A 17,738-nucleotide genomic window follows, 5' to 3' on the forward strand; every position below is an offset into this window, starting at 1 on the left:
GGCTCCCTACCCTCCTTCACCGACAGTGACCGACTGGCCGAGCCGCCGCCATTTCGGGACCTCTTTTGACATGTAGTCGAAAAAGTACGCGGCGTCACCCGAGACCGGCTCGCAAAAGAGCGAATTTCGCATCCGGCTGGCTACTTCCGGAGAACTAGATACTTTATTCACAGCCGCGCTGATACGCTCAATCACGGAGGGAGGAACGCCCTTCGGTCCGATGACTCCGTAGAACGTATAGTTTTCGATACCGTGCAACGAAGCGTTGTGAGATTCAGCGAGACTCGGGACTTCTGGCAAAGCGCTTAGCCTGTGGTTACCCGTGACTGCAATAGCCCGCAAGTTACCAGCCTTCAAAAGAGGAATGACAAACTGCGGCACGCTCAGTCCAACCTGGATATCGCCCATTGCGATTTCTTGAGTCAGTTCTTGATCCGACCTGTACGGAATGTGGGTCATCGAAATTCCAGCGACGCTTTTCAGGTACTCGACTTGGAGATGGCTGGCTGCGCCAACGCCCGCAGAGCCAAAATTCAACTGTCCGGGGTGTGCTTTGGCGTAGCCAATGAGATCGTCGATGGAATGAATATCTGTCGTAGGGCTGACCACGAAGACGCCTGGCGCCGTCGCAACCATCGAAATGAGACTGAAGTCTTTGAGAGGGTCATAAGGCAGGTCTTTCCTGACTCCCGGCCCCTGAGCCAGCGCGCTTCCGCTTGCGAGCATTAGCGTGTACCCGTCGGGCGGTGACGCCATCAGCATTCTGATCGCAACGAGAGACGACGCGCCGGGTCTGTTCTCGACAATAACCGTCGTATGCAACTCTTCTTGCAGGCCGCGAGCATACAGCCTTGCAATCGTGTCGGTACCGCCGCCAGCGGCAAAGCCGACCAGCAATCTGATGGTTTGAGCAGGAAAATCCTTCGCACCCACGCTGTCGAGCCCGACTAGACTCAACGAGAGCACGACAAGCATCCGAGCAACCTTCCTTCCGAGCATCCCCAACCTCACACGTCTTATCTGTTCATCACACTCGAGAGCCGTCGTACCTGCACCGCTACGATCCGTCGATCATGAATGTAAACACTACGGCCGTCACCGTCAATACTTTTGAAATTGGTTCCACTGATCGGAACTATCCACGAGCATTTATCGACGCCTGTCACGCGTGTAGGCAAGGGCGGGCATCTTAGGTGAATGGAACGGTAGAGCCGGTGGACAGCAGACACGGGCGTGGCGCCGCTGGAGCTGTTACCATCGGAACGCCATTCCATGTCGAACTTCGCATTGGAGCAAAGATGAAAGTCGATGGTCAATGTCACTGCGGTGCGATTAAGTATGAAGCAGAGGTAGAACCGGGCAACGTGGTCATCTGTAATTGCGCGGATTGCCAAAGGCAGTCCGGCTCGGTCTTTCGAGCTAATATCCCGGCGCCTGCGGGGTCCTTCCGAATTGTCTCGGGCACGCCTCGGAAATACCTAAAAATTTCCGACAGCGGAGCAAAGCGCATCCACGCATTCTGCGAGAACTGCGGAGGGCCGGTTTATGCCTGTGCTGCGGAAAACCCGCAGACATATTCACTGAGAATCGGGGCGCTGAATCAACGATATGAGCTAGGGTCTCCCTCGCGGCAGATCTGGATGAAGCGTCGATTCTCTTGGCTAACTGAACTCGATGACGTGCCTGGGTGTGAAGGTCAGTCGTAGTTTGCCTGCTCCAGCGCTTCCATGACTGGGCAGCACTTCAAGCGATTGCTCGCGGTGTTGTTCGCCGGGTTCGCCTGGTTCGTGCTGCCGCATACGAGTCTTGCGATCGCATCGCAGGTGAATCACGTCGGCAGCTCAACAGAGTCAACTCACGGAGGTTGCGAGCACCGGCTTTATGCGGAGCAAGCGTTTTCGCTTGGCGAAGCGCGGGATCTAGCAGGCGTGGACGCAATCGCTGTAAGGGTGCCAGATGAGGCGTCAGCCAGCTTGACAACAGCAGTCGGTGTTCGCGAATCCTCGCGTGTATGGCAAAGCGGCGCATGTTAGCCGATCGATGCAGCGCGAACAACTGGTGCCCGTGTAGGGGCGACCACATCGAACTTGGCTACGGGCACCAGTGCTGCATTATCTCGTCGAAAATCGGTACACTGGAACGGCCCGACGCCGACGCGTATCGTTAAGTATGCAGCGGCCTCTATGATGCGACGTGCTGAGTTAGCCACACCCCGATTTCGTGGCTATCTCTCAATCGCGCGAAGAAGCAAAACGCTGCTTCCCCCTGCCGTACTTCGTCGAGGCCGATACGATCTGAATTTCATCGTCCATCAAGCGGCCAATGTGTTCCACAACCGCAAGCGGCCGACCATCGAGGGTGATAGCGTCGCTACAACGTATGACCAGCGCGAACCCAAGCCGAATATTTATCAAATAGCGTGGAACGCCCTGGCCACTACAGACTGAGTGAATGTCAATCCACGCCCTTTCGGACAGCGTCGCTCAATTTCTCCAGTTCCTTCGATCGGCCAAATGCAGCGACCAGGATTTCTAGGTCGCTTTCGCTCAGGTTCTTTCCTTTAAGCACGCTCAGCGCAGCGTTGCCCACGAGACGGTTCGCCATTGCGCTAGCGCCGCCTTTGATAGTTGCCGTCCCGAATTCATCGAATCGATTCATCAAACCTCGTGCGAGTGACGAGCGGGAGTCGCTTTCTGTCAGCAGCTCATTGATCGTACGCTCGCTATCGAAGATTGCAGTGGAGGTCAACTCACTGTTTGGGACTGCAAGTGCATGCGGAATCAGGTCAATGAGCACGCTCTTTCCAAATTCTTGCGACCGAACAATCATTTGCCTCCAAAGACGCGAACGTTGTTCGTCCGCGATGCCGCCGTCGACCAGAAGGTTCCTTTGTAGGGCAAGTCCACCGTCACCCTGCGCCATGAGCCACAGGTTCAACGCGAGGTCTGCGTCGTCAACTACCTGTACGGGCCCTCGACGAAGCAGCGCCAAGGTAACTGCACGACGCGGTTCGGCTTCCATTTGTTGCGAAATCGCGCGCCATGCCTCGCGGAGAGATGATATATGTTCCGATTCCCGGACGTTTATCGTACTGACAAGCGCGTCGACCTGTTCGACCGATAAGTTCGGGTATCGTTTGATGAAGGGCAACGCGAACTTAGGATCCGCTCGCCACGCCGCGCACGCGACATCAACGATACGTGGGCGCCTATCCGCACCAACTATCTCACGGTCGAACATATCGGAAATGGAGAACAGCACATCGTCTTTCGCTGCGGCCGGCTGCCCAATCGCAAAAACACATGCTTCGTCGAACAACACAACTGGATCATATGGCGCGAGCGCCTGTGTTCGAGAAGGCCATCGACCGACCATTTGTCGATGGAGCATCCCGTAGTGACCAGGATGATTTTTTGCCTGTTGGAAAAGCTGCTGCAGTGAGTTGCCGAGGGTCGCCGGGGTCGCATGCGCGAGTGTTTTTACCACGGGCGGGAAGATGGCACCAAGGTATTTGGCACTCCCGCTTCGACTAGCGACATTGGCTAGTGCACTGTCCAGATGGCCCTTGAATGGGGCCTTGTCCCAAGTCGAATCGGGAAGCTCATCGACAAATGCTGAGTAGCGCGTTTCAGCGGCATCGCCAATCGGGTCCCGACTAAGGACGCTCGTCAACGCGTTCGCCGCCGCTCCCTCAATCTTCACGTCGCAGTCAGGTAGCATTTTCGCAAGTAGAACAAGGCAGGGAATCGGCAAGTCCGAAACGACTCGCGGTGCCCAGTTGCTCAGCACCTCTGACGCGACGGTGTTGTCTGCGCCTTGCAGTTGAGATACGACATCACATGCGAATTGGGCCACATCTTCGTCGAGACTCCATGATTTCGCGAGTTCAACGAGACTCTCAAGCGCACCCTCATCAAGAGAACCTACCCGAGCGACCAAGAGCTTGATGAGTTCAGGATTTGCGTCTTGCAGGCTGAGTTCCTCATCGTCGCTCTTATCCTGCTCTCGTAAGCGGTCCGCGAACGATCTCACGAACCCCGAGATTTCGCTGTCTGTGCCGAGTGTCTCGTTAGAGACGGCCGCCTGCCAAGCCATGCGGACTGCAGTCGGTTGGTGAAGGCTCACAAAACGAGCCAAGATCGGCCACATCACCCGTCGCGCCTCCTCACCGAGCGGCATCTGGGCGGTGAAGACGGAAGCCGCGCGTTGCATTGCAGTAGCCAGATTAAATGTCGCAGGTTCGTCCTTTTCAAGTTCGCTTGCGAGGGCCTCGAGATAGCGCGCGCCGAGCGAATCTGCAATGCGGCCGGTATCGGTGGCCAGCCACTGCTCCAGTTCATCAAATGCCAGCTGCTTGGACGAACTTCCGCTATGTACGTTGCGAGCTAACAACCAATCAAGAAACAACGCGTCGTCGGTTGCTTCGAGGCCTTCCCTCGACCGTACATCGATGGCAAGACTGACAATGGTCCTCACCATTTCAGACGCCTCATCTAAACTCGGCGTTTGACCCGAGTCCAAACTGAGCCTGACGTTACCGTCGCTCGTCATGGCATCTCCAACGAGGCGCGACGTCACGGCTCGTTGATCCGGACCGGCGGCTTTCGAGAGCAAGCCGGTAATTCTCGTCGGCCCCAATTGGGAACGCAGATTCGAACTCGCATCCAGTGCGCGACACAACTCATTCAGCACTTGCGTTAGTGGAGGGTCTGGAATCCGGTCGATCAAATCCGCAATGACACGTGCGCCGCTCGTGCGGCGAACTTCGGTCTCTCCCCGCAAGTTCTCGAACAAGTTGTACAGGTTTTTCGCTTGTTCAAGACTGAAAGGCGAAACATCATGCTGCCTTCCCAGTCCTTCCAGCACGCCGTCGGTGTCGCCAGAAATGAAAGCGTCGCGCAATGCGGCAATCTTCGGTCCCAGGCGTCGAGCGACTGGATCCTCCGAAAGAAGGAGCAAGCTCCCCAAAGGCTGAGCCCACCGGACCCCGACAAGCCCCGCAAGGAACTGGCGAAGCGGCCGATATTCTGAGCGCAGTTGTGGCTTTTTCTCAGTCGTCGAATCGCTGCCACCTGAGGCCGGCTCAGGCAGCAAATACTTGTCTACAAGGATTTGGCGTACAGATTCGGGACGTTCGGACAAACTCTGCCCCCTCACTACGACCTCTGTGAAATGGAAAAGAAGCTCAGGGTCGTCTTGGAGTTCACGATAGAAATCCGGGAAACTTACCTTCATGGCCGAGAGCGCACCAAGTGAGACAGGGTGGTCCGTCACGGCGCCCTCGTGCAGGCCACCTGCCCGGTCGCTCCCGACTCCATCGGCTTCGCGCCTCTTGGCCAGCCACCAGGCTTGCTCAAACGCGTTGACGATTTGCAGCGCATTTCGGGGATCCTGCACACCCGTGTGAATCATACGATCGATAATCGGGGCCAAAGGAACGCCGCGCTTTGCGAGGTCAGCTGCAGCGCCGTTCATACCTTCTAGCTTCCGAGTCGCGAAGTCCCGCATATCGTTCCGCGGCGGCGGTGGAATCTCGAGGCGGAATTGGAAAATCCGGTCCAGGTAACGACGGGCATCGAAACGATTGAAGACCGTCGCTGGCAGGTCGGCGGAACGGCGTCCTTTGGCCAACGCATCGGCGATCTTCCCCTCGTCACAGGAAATCACGAACACCAGGCCAAGTCCTTCTGGCAGCCGATCCTTCGGAATCTCCATGAACGTTCGAACGCCGTCCAGACCAAGCACCATTTCTTCGGCCGATAGTCGATCGAGGTCGTCGACGAACACAACGAGGCGTTCACACTTTTTCCCGTTACGCCCATCGGGCGACCGATCCTTCCCCTGCTTGTATCGAGCCAACTGCGCAAGGAGCATGTCCTCGTACTGCTCCGAACTGGTACTCGGGAGCGTGACACGAGTCATGGCGGAGGATGCCTTCACCTCAGGCGGCTTAACATGCTTGAGTACGTATGCAAAGAGGGCCGAGACGCAAAGAGTTAAAGTCGCCTTGACGGCGTCGTGTCCATCGCCCAGCGCCCAATTGCTCACAGCCAGTGTCAAGATCAATGCGAACATGACCAGCAACAAGGCCGGAAGCGGTCGCAGCCAGGAGCGCAGCGTTTCCAAGGAATAATCGAGCGTCGCCTTAGGCTGCTCTGTGACGCGGCTTATCTGGCGAAAAAGCCGATCTTGCAGATTTTCCTCGTGCCCACCCAGTTCGAGAAAGACGTGACGCAGAAGCGCCCGCTTGATGTCCTGGTCGCGACCGCCGAAGCGCCAAGCGTTGAAGGTGATGCAATTAAATTTCTCGGATCGCGTCCCGCCCAGCAGTTTCGTGACGTCGTTCTTCAACTCCGTCATGTACAACTCTTTAATACTGCTCTTGCCTGTGCCCCAGCCGCCCAGAAGACCGATACTGAACGGTGTTGGATGGCCTTCAAACTCAATCAGGCTGCGTAACGCCTGCGCAAAGTGACGGTGACCAAACGCATCTTGTTGGGTGTCCGAGATTTCCCGGTCCAGAACGGACGGCATCCCTTCGGCAGGCGGCACTTTTTTCACTTTAATTTTATTGTCTCGTTATTCTTGCGGAGGAGTCGAGAATGCCCGCGGGCCACAATCCGTTCGCTGGACCAGTCAAGGATTCCGACGTGCTTTTTATCACATTCCGGACGCAGCGTCGCCTACCTCAATCATCGACTACAAAGAGGCGGCATGGGAACACTTGCGGGACCTTGCCTAGAATATCCGCGCCGCTGTAGACGTGACAGCAGCGGTGGTATCAAAGCACCGGCATGCCGTGGGCATTTTGGAGCCGGCATTCTAGATTATTCGTGGATAGCCATCGGTGGCCGACCGCATGGCGCTCGCGGTCGCACCAAGGTGCCAGGAGCTGGGCACCTTCGATCTTCCGGTGGCTGTGCGCCTAACACCATCTCGACAAAGGCGGCGACCGCAGCGTACGTCGACGCGCTTTAACGGCGAGCCAAACTTCGTCGGGCGCCGTTTCGAAATACCGTCCGCCTTCTTCAGATACCATGGACAAATCAATCCAGGTCCCCTCATAAGCGACTTCAATCAATGAAGCGTCGGCGGCTTAGCGTAAACACAGCGTTCGCTGCAGAACAACCGCTCGGCTGCGCTGATATTGATTCGACAGCACACTTACTCTTCCAACTGCAGGAATGGCTCTCGAACGTATCAAGCCGCAAACCTTGAAGACGTCTTTGAAGGCATATCGCGCAACCATTTGAGGCGCGTCGTATTCCGCGGTATCTTCGAGCCTTGTCCCTCCGCACCAACCGACTCCCAAAATATGCAAGTGTCATCGGCAGTCGCAGACCTCGACCATCAGAGCCCGAAAGTCGGCACGCCGGCGTGGCTCCGATGCGAAGTGAAGCGCTACCTCGATAGTGGCGACTACGACAGCAACTTCACGGGCTGGCCGGGCGACAACTTTGTCGACGTTACGCAACGGACCACCCAGCGTCTGAAGACTGCGCTGGTGGAAGAGACACTCCGCCGAACGTACGGTTTCCGCGATCAGGCGCGGGTGCCGGGCGACTTGCATGCATGGGCCCGCGACAAGCTTTCGCCGATGGTCAATGGGCTGTTTCCCGCCGACGAACACTGCATCATCTTGGACACACTCGCTCGCAGCGTCGTGTTTCTCACCCCGGAAAACATCACCGCGATCCTCGCGCAGCAAACGTGGTTGTCGACAGCATGGGACGTGGCCAACATCTATCTTGCCAGCGTCGGTGCCCCTGCTCTGTCGCAAGAGGCGATCGACATCGTGGGGCTGAGCGAAGAGACAACTTGTTTCGTCTCTACGGTGTACTTTGAGGAAACTGACCCGTTTGCAGATTTCCTCGTCCACGAGGCGGCGCACATCTTCCACAACTGCAAACGAGCGACCGTCGGGCTGAACGAGAAACGTCACAAGGAATTCCTGTTGAACATCGACTACTGCAAGCGCGAGACTTTTGCTTACGCGTGTGAGGCGTACAGCCGGATCATCTCGCTGGCTGAAGGCACCCGACAACGGCAAGCGGCGCTCGCGCGTCACGCCAAAGCCTCGTTGCCGGCGGATGATCGTGTGGATCACGATGAGTATCTCGACATTCTCGGTGAGGCTGTGCGCGCCCGTAATGGATGGCAAAAAATCCCAAACGGTGTGCGCCGCGTCAGGAACGATGATCCTCACGTCTTGAGGTGCCGGAAGCGACACGTGGGTCTACCGACTCTCCGACCGGTGCTAGCGCGGACCAACGACCGGTCAGCGCTTCCGTTTTTCACAGGCTTGCCAACAAGCTCTGTGGATGAGCGGATAACCTCAAGGCGGGGCGGCGCCACACGAAAATCCGATTAGCCTTTGATTTCTACCTTCTCGCGCGAGTAACCCCAAACTGTGCAATGGCCACTGCTCGGATGACCTTGTCTTCGTTCACCCGCCGTCTACAATCCAAGCTATCGAGTGGTACCGTCGCTCCTCACCATACCCTACGCTAACACGCGTCGAAAAGGCCTACGGATGGGGCTACGAGATGCGTGTCTTTAGTCCCGGATTAGACTCCGGCAACAACAAGGAAAATTGCTTCCAGAGGAGCGGGAACCGGCAGGCTATGCTCAATTCGCTCCGAGATTCCATCAGGTAGGGTATGTGTTCTAGTTGTTCACACCCATCATCGGCTCAGCCTGAAGGTTGGGCCGTGCAAACACCGTGAGCTTGTTTTCTCGGCTGGCCATGTTGTTCTCAGAAGTTCAGCTCGTCGAGCTCGGCCGCGCTCAAGCCGCTCACTCGAGTTCTTCGTTCACGAGCAGCTTGCGCAAGTAATGCAGGGTCCTTTTGTTCGTAAAGACTCTCGAGCGTCGTTCCCGGCGCGATGCCTTCGAGGTAGCGGAAAATCTGCCCTACCGCGAGACCCGGATCTCCGTGCTCCAGCCGGTAGACAGTGTTGCGCGACAATCCAGCCCGTGCGGCTGCATCAGTTTGCTTGACACCGCGCGCGACGCGCAGGCGACTTAAAAGCTGGCCGAGTTGTCGGCTTTGTTCGAGCAAGAAGGGCGGAAGGCTAGCTGTCTGATCAACTTTCATGTTCGTCAAATCGGCCATTAGAGTCGATATGCTCGATTTAACGAGCAATTGGTCGAATAGAGTGCAAGCTTCAGCTGACGCTCCAATTGCATGTCAAATCTTACAATTTGGCTCACTACTCGAGTCGCGCGAGTTTCGGTGTTTGGACCCTGTCACCTTCGGCCGGGAGTCTGCTCAAAATGTTCTTTCCGAAACCCTATCCCGACGAACTCTTGGGAAGTCTATTGATTCGGTCTTCGCGTCGTCTCGGTCTTTCCTTGAGAACGATGGTTCAGTTCGCTGGACTGGTGCCCCCAGAATACCCCTCCTTCATAGTCCCTGGAAATCTGTCTCGAATAGCAGACTATACGGCTACGCCCGCTGCTGAACTGCTCGAAAAGCACACGCTCTTTGCGTTCGTATGTTTGACCTACGATTCGTCGGAGATCGCAATACTCAGATGTGCAGCAATTCATGGCGACGGAATTCAGTCGAGTTCTGCGTACCGGGCCCAATTTACAAATCGAAGTCGACGCGTATCGTTCAGGCGATATTGTTCAGCTTGTGCGGCTGAAGATGAGCGTGTGTTCGGCGAGGCTTATTGGCATAGGATGCACGCCGTTCCTGGCGTGCTGACATGTCCGGAGCATAATTCGCGGCTACTAGAAACCTCAGCATATCTTCTTGATGGTTTGCGCAATGAAACAGTTTTTCTGCCGAACGAAACTTGTGCATCACGTCCTTGGTTTTACGCATCCAAGCCCGTTTTACGGCTTCTGTCCGTGCTCGCTTCTGATGCCCTGAAACTCGAGCCGGGAAGTTGGCGGGACTGTGCCGACGCGTACGTTGCTGCGCTGCGCGCCGCAGGGTACGAAGACCTTCGCGATCGCGAGACGCGGCGGCGACTCATAATCGATTGTAAGGAATTTTTCGACGCGCGGTTCCTAGATGCCTTTGACCTGTCACTTGCACAGCCGGCTGCAACAACTTGGCTTATGCGAGTCACATCCGGTGAACGCCTGCATCGACAGTCGACTCTATCGCACCTTTTTCTTCGGTGCTTCCTGGAGGCGGCAAAAACTCTTCCCAGTTGACGGATCGGGCCATGTCCGTCTTGAAATCTGCTCCCTTCGAACCGCAACCTTCAAAATTGATTGGCTCCGCCGGTGACTGCGCGTGATGCAGACCGATTCACGAGAGACTTCGAATTACGCTGAGAGAGCGTCGAACCTTTTTTCGCGAGGCTGTCGGCCAACTCGTTCAGTTGGTGACCGGCGTAGCCACGGAGGTGGTGGAAATTGACGAGGCGGTGACGGTTGACTGCGTCGGAGAGGACATCCCAGTGCTCGAGATTCATCCCCTTCCTGAACTGACCGCGCATGGTTTTAACAACGTAGAGCGAGTCGGTATGGACGTCGACGGTCGAACCTTTTGGTAGGTCGTCCAAGCCGTATGCGGCAGCCCGAATCTCGGCGATTTGATTCGTCGCGTATCCAATGGCCTTAAAGCCCTCGCACACCACCGCTTCTTCACTCACCACCACCCAACCGCAGCCGGATGGTCCCGGATTCCGTATTGTTGAGCCATCGCAAAAGAGTGCAAACTTTCCGGCATCCCCATTGCGGAATTCCGCACTAGCTGTGGATGCCCCCGTTCTGCCCTCTGGCGTTTCCGGGACCTTCTGCTTCTTCGCAAGGAAGTCCGCCACAGCCCTGCTTCGTTGATGCACTAACGCATCGACGGCTTCCCGCAGGGCTCGCCTCGTGCGGCCGCTCGGTAATTTGTGCCACGCTAGCGCGGCTTGGACGATGTTGTCGGAGAGCGACGGAGAATATTTCACGGCAGCGATTTGCATGATTTTCTAAGTTTGCACAACACGATTGCGAGCTTCGACGTAACAGCGATCGACGAAAATACTCGGGTGTTTCGAGAAACGCTGCGAAGTATTCCGAGACAGCTTGGTTCGTAACGGGTACAAGAAAATAGCGAAACGAATTTATCTGGTCTCGCCCCGTTTTTCGATTCCGCGTCGAGCGCATTGTTGTGCTGTAGCATTCAGATAACGCTCCCCTTTTGCGAAGCTGCCATGTCGCCGCCGCGTAGAGGACCGCAAGCCCGTTGCCGCGCTCAACCCGCGCTGGAGACTCATCATGTCATTCCTGACTCAATTCGAATCTTTGATGCTCCAGCGAGGCGTCACGCTTGAAGCTTTGGCCGATCGCATGAGCATGTCGGTGCCTGTTATGAGTTCTGCCCTAGTCGGGATGGACAGCGATGCGAGCTCAGCATTAGCTGCGCTCGCCACGGCGATGGAAGCCGAATGGATCCTTGTTCCGAAAGAACATGTCCGAGAGTTAAGGCGATTGCTGGAGAGAGACGGAACAGCCCCAGACTATTCAGCGCTTAGCGCCGCTGAACTGTTTCTCCGGTCGATTTCTGACGGGCATCGTCCCTAAGCTTGCACTCCCGCTAAGCTGTTCAACTGCCTTTGTCATGATCGTTCCGGCATCGGGCCCCGGTCACCGATCGTCGATGCCGCCGGTCGTATGTCCGTCTCCTTGCATAGTGGTGTTTTGTCTCTTTCGCTTCCTAACCGATGACCTCGCAAGCGCATCCTGATTAAGCGAAGCAAAAGGAAAAGCTGCACGGCTATGCGCCTGCCGTCCAGGCAGGCAAAACCATTGTAAACAAAGACTCTTTTGAATAAACAAGAGACTCTTGAGTTTTGGGCAAAACTCCCCCTTAGCCAACCGGGATGCGGTTGAGCCGGGGGGAGTTGCGCCGTTTGATGGGCACCACGGTCGGCGTACATCACCGTGACTCAATCGAATTGTTCGAGGACATGTGCGCCTCGCTGTTCCCCTTTCGACTGTTCCTCCCAGGGCTGCACCCGTGAACGTCCGCTTGGTGCACTTCGCTGGCCGCGGCGTGTTGAGCCCCCTCCTCCAGCAAAGAAGGTAGGGAAGCCGGTTTATACCGTCCACGAAATCGCGAGTTACGCCGCGCGACGGACCGCGTCACACGGCGTATCTGTCGCGTTCTCGCGAAGCCACGACTGCAGTTGCCGCTGGGTGTTTATCGAACCCAAAGCCTCGTCGGCACGCGTCACGAGGAAGTTTTTCCAGCGGGCAAACGGGACCGCCGACACTGTCACATCAAGCGCAAGCCAGCGGCGGACACCCGAAGTTCGTGCGTGACGAAGAACGCGTAACACACGACGCTGTCCCTCCTCGTGACCGTCCAGCCCTTCGCTAAATAGCTTTGTGCTTCCGACAACCCGCTTTCGCAAGTCCGTCGGAAGAAGATTCGATGTGACCGTTTCTCCGAGGGTATCAATCCATCCGCAACTTAGAACGATCTGCACGGACGGATACGGGCGCAACAAATCGGAGAGCAACCGCGCATACTCGAAGGTTTGCTGTCCGCCGCGGAGGCGAATGTTTCCGTTTCTGTCCATCATCGCAGCGCCAACGTGAAGAACCCCGCCGAAGCCCAAGTAGATAACCGGCTTGCTCCAGTCAGCACAGTTCGATATTGCATGCATATCGTCGATTCCCGAGTCCTGTAGTTTGCGAGCACGGAGTGCTGGCAATGCGTCCGTGGAGGCATGCCTCGGTGTCGCGCACCTGAACCAGCGCATGCCGCTATTCCATAAACGACATAATCATCTCATATATGGGATTATAGGCGACATGTTTAGCCTTTGCAGGCGTTTTGCCTGAGTTAGATATGAGTCGTGGAGTGAGTCGAAAGCGGGTCAAGCGTGCTTATGCCGCGCTGCGCCTGCTGCGGCGAGCGCCGCCACAGGGCTACCCTCAGGGACGGTGGGTGAGATCGACTCTGAAGTCGGCTCTTCCAAGCGCCCGCATGCATTGGAGGAAGAACGCGAAGCTGAAGCTTCCGCGAGACAGTTTGTTCGCGATGGCGCGCTCTGTTTCTTCCACGCCGATGTCGGTAAGCATCCGCGCTAACTGGCGATAGCTCACGCCTTGCCGAGCGAGCTCTGCACGCAGGACGTTGCCAGCCATCTGATACCAGTCGGTCATCCGCATAGGGGCGAGAGAAAACGCACATTATTCCCCGCCCCAAGCTGCGTCGGCTGTACAATCCCATATATGGGATCAAAACATCTGAAATGGGATTTTTACATCTAAGCGTAGCCGCTGGACTTGGCTCGACGCTGCCCTGGCGTTGTTTCGACGTTCCTCCGAGCTTTCGCGCCGCATTACGCCGACTATCTCTCCCAATACCTCAACGACATTTAGGCGGTCGGCGCTCAGCATCAAACGATAGCGACCTGGAGCTCGCTCGTGAAGTTGGACGCCTGCGAAGCAGACACGCCCGAGAACCGCAATGTCGAGCCTTGCGTCGACGAGTTCCTGCGAGCATCCGGCCGATCTGCGGGTGATGAACGCCGTCGTTCGTCTTGCAAAGGGATACGGCGCTTCGGGTGCGATGTAGCCACCAGATTGCATCGCGCCTGTCGCCCGAGCCCAGATGCAGCGTCGAGGATCGACCTCGTCAATAGCCACATACGCTGGCGTATCTTTCAGCGCCATCGAATGGGCTCCAATGTAGATCGTCACAATCGTTCGGCTCCATTCTGACGCCCAGGCGCTTGCTACCTCACGTAACAAGCGGAATCGCACCCCGCTTCGCAACGCTTCGAGCGGAGCTTGTCCTCCCAGTGCTTCATGACCCGAGAGTAGAAACGAAAGCCGTACACTGGGCGGTGCAGGTCGGATGATCCTGCACAAAGAGAAAAGCTGGCGTCGGTCGACCTTTGGTTCCGACAGAATTGCTGGAAAGGACTTTTCTCCGCTGCCGAGGGAAAAGACGCTGCCCTTGGAAAGCAGCGAGTTGAGCACCTCCTCGCTTATACCCAAGCGCGCACGAAACTTCCAGCGAGTGATGATTTCTGCGCTAAGGTTCATTGGCCGTAGGCTTCGGAGGATGTGGCATAGCCCTGTTCTCATGTACCGTGCCGCAGTGTTACACGCAAACGGGCACGATCGCCTTGCGTTGCCCAGTCACTCGTCCGCCTCATGCAGCGCGATGACCGTCAGCGTCCCCGGACCGAAATCACAACAAAAATTGCAGCGCTCGCCGCGCCATGACCACTGCATCGTCGCCAACCACGTACTGAACGCAATAAGCGAATTTAGTCGCGCCAGACGGTCGAACAGTTACGTGCGCTACATCGACACCACACCGTACGTCAACGCGGGTGACGACTGGATCGACATCACGCGCAAGCATATCTCCAACTGTTTCGTAGACGAACAGCGTGGTCTGCGTTGCCGACGGATAAGGACCGGGTGGCGAGGGCTTCGCCAGCGCATCGAGCGCACGCGCCCAAATCGAGTCCGCAGTCGCATCTGACACACCATCGCATACAAGACTGACTGAGGGGCCATCGCAGTCGCCCAGATATAAAGAAACATGGGTGTAGCGATTGCAATCCGAGGAGATGCTTTCCCGCTCACTGCTCATGACCATCCGGAACAGTTGGACAGACGCGCCGTGCTCGCGATCAATACTGCCGGTTCACCCCGGTTCATCGGGGCGACTTCTCGACTGGCGCCGACCAGATCGTCGGAGCGACGGTTGCTGAAACAGCCATCTCCGCATCCGTCGGATAGTGCCGGAGCAGTCCGACGGCAACGCTGCGCACCAGCCCAGCGATGGATATCTGCTCGTCCTCGGCCAGCATCTGCAGAAACCAACGCGTGTCGAGCACCGCACGCGTCCGGTCACTTGGCGTAGTCATGCGATCCTCCAGGGCGAAAAGGTGCGTCGCGTCGAAGTGATCTTCGATGCGATTTCGAAAACAGTAAACGGACCACACGGATTCAGCTAGCCGGGACGAACCACTTTCGCCGTTTAGCCGATAGCAACGACCGGAGGTGGTGAGCCCCCTTCCATCCCTAGAGTCAAACGATAAGATTGGCGAACTTACGCGACCGACAGAAGTCGCTTCGTTGAAGCCGACGAAGTGGAAACCACCGCCTGGCATGACAGCCATCACACGCCATTCAATCAGCCTGATTTCCAGCTCGACCGACACCGAGCAAGTATCTGACGTTGACATGGAGACTCGAACCGGAACGAGCAAGGCCTGCCCTTCGTCTGCGAATTCGCTTCGAATTGCGGGCAGCCAGCTAGATGGGACGCGCGAGCTTGTGTGATTGGACTTGTAGCCTGCGACGAAGCGTGTATTTCTACACGTCATTCGCATTATATGCAATGTGTCGAAACTTGCAAGAAATCGAAGTCATCTGAACTTCAGGGGCTCGCCCTGCCAGCGAAGGCAGCACTGTTCAAGGATGAGAAGTCGAGAAACGACCGAACGCCCCCAAACCGGCAAACAGTCGCGCATTGAAAAAACAACGCCGCGGAAAAGGTCCCTTCCTCACCTTGTGCTTTCAGATTGTCCGGCTGAATCTCGATGCCGATCTCTGAGAGTCGCTGGGCAAGAAGCCGCCAATCAAGCCACGGCTGCTGCGACATCAAGTGACTCAGAAGGTTAGAGGCACGCTCCTCCCACGTACCTGCGCCCGCCAAACTTTGCGACCAAGCATCCGGGCAATCCACCCGCGCGGCCGCGAGCGCCTGAACGAAGAAGGTAAAACGAAAAGTACCTCGCTGTACTTTTCCTTCAACCGATCGGGCGGACTCTGGGACGCCCATTCGATTAAGCTCTGAGGCCAGTTGTGCATAGCTCACATCCTGCCGCGTGAGCGCGACACGAATCGCGCGAGAAGCCAGCCTCGCCCATGCCCCCTCCGACCCGTCCGCGTCTTTCGCTTGCATTTGCGTCGACATGTACTACCTTGGTGTGTATATCTGCACGCGTTCTCTAGAAGTCAAAGTCAAATTCAGAGAGCCCTCGACGTCGCTGTCTTAGCCGCCCCACTCGTCACAAACTTCAGCGCACGTCGCTTCACAGAAAACCGAGCCAGGTCTTTCATGAGTTCCGTCCTATATTTGGGCGTTGAGGGTGTCGTCTTCCCATGGCGGACACGCCCATTGGTCGCATGCGACACGTCAGCGTCTCGTAGGTCAGTCACAAACTCCGAACTTCTAGACAAACTCTCAGCCATAGCCGAGGCAGCATCTGACTTGGAAGTGGTTCTGAACGGTTCCTACGTTGTCGACATTGGTTACCGCAGAATTCTCAGCTTTTTGCCCCATGGGCTGGCCTCGCGGACGGTGGGTGCGACGACTTCTGGAAATCGGCTGCATCGGAAAACCGACCTGCGAAAGCGAGCGGACGTTCTTCGCGCAGACGTGACCCGCCGCAATCCCGGCACATTAACGATCGTCGATGCCTCGCGAAGCGCCATACCTTTCGAATACGTCTCCCGGTCAGTGCTCGTTATCCACAACGACTCGGCAGCACTCAAGCAGACGCTCGACCAAATTCAGCGCCTTCTGTTACCCAGCGTGACGGGCCCAAGACCAGAACCCTGACGACGCCCGTTAATACTCTCACATCTAAAGCCCTTGCGGAACCACCGACCTAAAACGGTAGTACCGGGCCGGCTGTCTCGCACCCGCGACTACTGGCGAACGCCCGACGATTCCAAGCTGCAGAACGGCGCACATAATTGTCCTACGCTGGTCACCGCCTGAATCTCCAGCGCTGTACACGGCCCACTTGCGACGCTTTCTAAAACAAATCTCAGGGTTTCGCGGCATCTAAAACGGTCGGACCTTTTGATGACCCGAAGCTGGCAGCGCTATACGCTCTATAACGCGGCGCCGCCGCGTGTCTTTGGTGGAGCTATGCGCAATGCCACGTGGTATCAAGAAGTGGACGGAGGAGGTAGTCGCACGCCGGATCCGAGAAGGGTATGGCGAAGGCGAGGGAGCACAGTACAAGCCGTGGGTCGGCACCGCTGACTTCTCCTCTTTGGGACGCACTCACCGTGCATACAGCCAAAGATTTGGCCGCACCATCGAGATGGTGTCGGATGTCGAGTGGAACACCTTCGTTTGCCTCGAATTCTGCAGGGCGGTGACAGCAGTCTACGAGGGCTTTCCATTGCCGCGGGAAACTACCATGGAAGTGGCGGCAGCCTTGGGCGTCAAGCACCCTACATACCCCGGCACTTCGGTTCCTGCGGTGATGACGGTTGATTTCCTAGTAGCGATCGAGCAAGACGGTGTGCCTTGTCTAAAGGCGTTCGACTGCAAGCGCTCCGAAGACGCCGAAAACGAGCGCGCCGTCGAGAAACTACAGATAGCCCATGCGTATTTTGCTGGCTGCGACGTAAAGCATCACCTTGTCTTTCATTCGTCGCTTCCGATGCAGAAGGTCCGAAATATCGAATGGTTCCGCGGAGCGATCTGGAAGCCCGGGCAAACATCTCCATCGTTTGAGCAACTGCAGGAACTATGCGCGCAGATGAAGAACGATTTCTCAGGTTCCACGCGGCTTGACTCACTTGCTGAGTATTGCAGCAAGTTTGACCGTCGTCACGGGATTACGTCCGGCCTAGGCTTACGTGTCGCACGCGTGCTGCTTTGGGAGCAAACGCTGCGCTGCGACTTGAACGTCCCCCACCTGGAACAGGCGCCAGTCAGCAGTTTTACGCTGAGAGCCGATGACGAGCGGCCTCCAAGCAGAGTTTCGATTGCCTGAAAACTGCTTTTCTTC

Annotated in this window: 15 protein-coding genes; 5 read left to right on the forward strand and 10 right to left on the reverse strand. The window is 56.7% G+C overall.

The annotated features are described in order from the left end of the window. Window positions 1-6: 6 nt before the first annotated feature. Entirely contained in the window at window positions 7-975 is a 969-nt protein-coding gene (locus tag U4Y90_RS14130) for a Bug family tripartite tricarboxylate transporter substrate binding protein (protein ID WP_321795256.1), read from the reverse strand. A 323-nt stretch (window positions 976-1,298) separates the two neighbouring features. Here U4Y90_RS14130 and U4Y90_RS14135 point away from each other — a divergent pair, with 323 nt between their 5' ends. Then, window positions 1,299-1,706: a GFA family protein gene (locus tag U4Y90_RS14135; RefSeq protein WP_321795258.1), complete on the forward strand. Its 408-nt coding sequence runs from the start codon at window positions 1,299-1,301 to the stop codon at window positions 1,704-1,706. A gap of 748 nt (window positions 1,707-2,454) precedes the next feature. Here the strand turns inward: U4Y90_RS14135 and U4Y90_RS14140 are convergent. Continuing rightward, window positions 2,455-6,561: a P-loop NTPase fold protein gene (locus U4Y90_RS14140; protein ID WP_321795259.1), complete on the reverse strand. Its 4,107-nt coding sequence runs from the start codon at window positions 6,559-6,561 to the stop codon at window positions 2,455-2,457. A gap of 832 nt (window positions 6,562-7,393) precedes the next feature. Here U4Y90_RS14140 and U4Y90_RS14145 point away from each other — a divergent pair. Beyond that, window positions 7,394-8,371: a hypothetical protein gene (locus U4Y90_RS14145; protein ID WP_321795260.1), complete on the forward strand. Its 978-nt coding sequence runs from the start codon at window positions 7,394-7,396 to the stop codon at window positions 8,369-8,371. Window positions 8,372-8,755: 384 nt separating this feature from the next. Here U4Y90_RS14145 and U4Y90_RS14150 read toward each other — a convergent pair whose 3' ends face one another. Continuing rightward, window positions 8,756-9,115 (reverse strand): helix-turn-helix transcriptional regulator, encoded by a 360-nt coding sequence (locus U4Y90_RS14150; protein ID WP_321795262.1) that lies wholly within the window; start codon window positions 9,113-9,115, stop codon window positions 8,756-8,758. A 161-nt stretch (window positions 9,116-9,276) separates the two neighbouring features. On the opposite strand from U4Y90_RS14150, the gene U4Y90_RS36140 reads away from it, so the two are divergent. Next, the gene (locus U4Y90_RS36140) at window positions 9,277-10,170 is read left to right on the forward strand and encodes a TniQ family protein (protein WP_415749344.1); all 894 of its coding nucleotides are present in this window, start codon (window positions 9,277-9,279) and stop codon (window positions 10,168-10,170) included. Window positions 10,171-10,220: 50 nt separating this feature from the next. Here the strand turns inward: U4Y90_RS36140 and U4Y90_RS14155 are convergent, their stop codons facing one another. Next, window positions 10,221-10,931, reverse strand: coding sequence for a ribonuclease HI (locus U4Y90_RS14155; RefSeq protein ID WP_321795263.1), 711 nt, complete (start codon window positions 10,929-10,931; stop codon window positions 10,221-10,223). Window positions 10,932-11,226: 295 nt separating this feature from the next. On the opposite strand from U4Y90_RS14155, the gene U4Y90_RS14160 reads away from it, so the two are divergent. Further along, complete coding sequence (locus U4Y90_RS14160; RefSeq protein ID WP_321795265.1) at window positions 11,227-11,532, forward strand: transcriptional regulator; 306 nt, start codon at window positions 11,227-11,229, stop codon at window positions 11,530-11,532. A 539-nt stretch (window positions 11,533-12,071) separates the two neighbouring features. Here U4Y90_RS14160 and U4Y90_RS14165 read toward each other — a convergent pair. From U4Y90_RS14165 to U4Y90_RS14190, 6 genes are all read right to left on the reverse strand, one after another. Further along, window positions 12,072-12,620, reverse strand: a complete 549-nt coding sequence (locus U4Y90_RS14165) for an HAD domain-containing protein (protein WP_321795267.1) — start codon at window positions 12,618-12,620, stop codon at window positions 12,072-12,074. 271 nt (window positions 12,621-12,891) lie between these two features. Next, window positions 12,892-13,122, reverse strand: coding sequence for a DUF6471 domain-containing protein (locus U4Y90_RS14170; protein WP_321795269.1), 231 nt, complete (start codon window positions 13,120-13,122; stop codon window positions 12,892-12,894). A 75-nt stretch (window positions 13,123-13,197) separates the two neighbouring features. Next, a complete protein-coding gene (locus U4Y90_RS14175) occupies window positions 13,198-14,010 on the reverse strand; it encodes a hypothetical protein (RefSeq protein WP_321795271.1) in 813 nt (270 codons plus the stop codon). 148 nt (window positions 14,011-14,158) lie between these two features. Continuing rightward, window positions 14,159-14,569: a hypothetical protein gene (locus tag U4Y90_RS14180; RefSeq protein ID WP_321795272.1), complete on the reverse strand. Its 411-nt coding sequence runs from the start codon at window positions 14,567-14,569 to the stop codon at window positions 14,159-14,161. A gap of 64 nt (window positions 14,570-14,633) precedes the next feature. Further along, window positions 14,634-15,167: a BPSL0761 family protein gene (locus U4Y90_RS14185; RefSeq protein WP_321795273.1), complete on the reverse strand. Its 534-nt coding sequence runs from the start codon at window positions 15,165-15,167 to the stop codon at window positions 14,634-14,636. A 194-nt stretch (window positions 15,168-15,361) separates the two neighbouring features. Next, a complete protein-coding gene (locus U4Y90_RS14190) occupies window positions 15,362-15,901 on the reverse strand; it encodes a DUF6471 domain-containing protein (RefSeq protein WP_321795274.1) in 540 nt (179 codons plus the stop codon). A 970-nt stretch (window positions 15,902-16,871) separates the two neighbouring features. On the opposite strand from U4Y90_RS14190, the gene U4Y90_RS14195 reads away from it, so the two are divergent. Continuing rightward, window positions 16,872-17,723: a TnsA endonuclease N-terminal domain-containing protein gene (locus U4Y90_RS14195; RefSeq protein WP_321795276.1), complete on the forward strand. Its 852-nt coding sequence runs from the start codon at window positions 16,872-16,874 to the stop codon at window positions 17,721-17,723. The last annotated feature ends 15 nt before the right edge of the window (window positions 17,724-17,738 follow it).

The sequence above is a fragment of the Caballeronia sp. J97 genome (assembly GCF_905220305.1).
Classification (GTDB): Bacteria; Pseudomonadota; Gammaproteobacteria; order Burkholderiales; family Burkholderiaceae; genus Caballeronia.

Coding starts and splice junctions, on each gene's coding strand:
- U4Y90_RS14185 (WP_321795273.1), bottom strand. CDS start 15,167: ATGTCAACGTCAGATACTTGCTCGGTGTCGGTCGAGCTGGAAATCAGG.
- U4Y90_RS14195 (WP_321795276.1), top strand. CDS start 16,872: ATGCCACGTGGTATCAAGAAGTGGACGGAGGAGGTAGTCGCACGCCGG.
- U4Y90_RS14170 (WP_321795269.1), bottom strand. CDS start 13,122: ATGACCGACTGGTATCAGATGGCTGGCAACGTCCTGCGTGCAGAGCTC.
- U4Y90_RS14180 (WP_321795272.1), bottom strand. CDS start 14,569: ATGAGCAGTGAGCGGGAAAGCATCTCCTCGGATTGCAATCGCTACACC.
- U4Y90_RS36140 (WP_415749344.1), top strand. CDS start 9,277: ATGTTCTTTCCGAAACCCTATCCCGACGAACTCTTGGGAAGTCTATTG.
- U4Y90_RS14155 (WP_321795263.1), bottom strand. CDS start 10,931: ATGCAAATCGCTGCCGTGAAATATTCTCCGTCGCTCTCCGACAACATC.
- U4Y90_RS14130 (WP_321795256.1), bottom strand. CDS start 975: ATGCTTGTCGTGCTCTCGTTGAGTCTAGTCGGGCTCGACAGCGTGGGT.
- U4Y90_RS14175 (WP_321795271.1), bottom strand. CDS start 14,010: ATGAACCTTAGCGCAGAAATCATCACTCGCTGGAAGTTTCGTGCGCGC.
- U4Y90_RS14190 (WP_321795274.1), bottom strand. CDS start 15,901: ATGTCGACGCAAATGCAAGCGAAAGACGCGGACGGGTCGGAGGGGGCA.
- U4Y90_RS14165 (WP_321795267.1), bottom strand. CDS start 12,620: ATGCATGCAATATCGAACTGTGCTGACTGGAGCAAGCCGGTTATCTAC.
- U4Y90_RS14135 (WP_321795258.1), top strand. CDS start 1,299: ATGAAAGTCGATGGTCAATGTCACTGCGGTGCGATTAAGTATGAAGCA.
- U4Y90_RS14150 (WP_321795262.1), bottom strand. CDS start 9,115: ATGGCCGATTTGACGAACATGAAAGTTGATCAGACAGCTAGCCTTCCG.
- U4Y90_RS14160 (WP_321795265.1), top strand. CDS start 11,227: ATGTCATTCCTGACTCAATTCGAATCTTTGATGCTCCAGCGAGGCGTC.